Source organism: Bacillus pretiosus (assembly GCF_051294775.1).
In the GTDB taxonomy this organism is placed as follows: domain Bacteria; phylum Bacillota; class Bacilli; order Bacillales; family Bacillaceae_G; genus Bacillus_A; species Bacillus_A wiedmannii.
In genome coordinates, this window is sequence record NZ_JBPPHF010000182.1 from 1 (window position 1) to 307 (window position 307).

At 35.8% G+C, this 307-nt stretch carries 1 pseudogene; it reads right to left on the bottom strand.

The features are described from left to right. Positions 1-114: 114 nt before the first annotated feature. Positions 115-307: pseudogene (locus ACSG5Z_RS30415) on the bottom strand (biotin transporter BioY); the annotation flags it as partial.

A 307-nucleotide genomic window follows, 5' to 3' on the forward strand; every position in this document is an offset into this window, starting at 1 on the left:
GAATTACGTGATGACATGGTTCCAATGATGCAGAAAATTTTAGAAGAACACACGAAGCAACAGTCTTAATATAAAAAAAGAGTTATTTCAGTGTACTGAAATAACTCTTTTTAATTATGAAATCGTCGAATGAGAATGCTGATAAGCGGAACGACGTACAGCATAGTATATGCGAGGTGCGATAATAGCACCGATAATGGTAAATGCAATATCTTTTACTGCGAACCACATCATAATCATCCAAGCCGCTTTATAACTCATATAACCACCCATGAAGAAATTGACTGCCCCGTACATATAAGTAGTA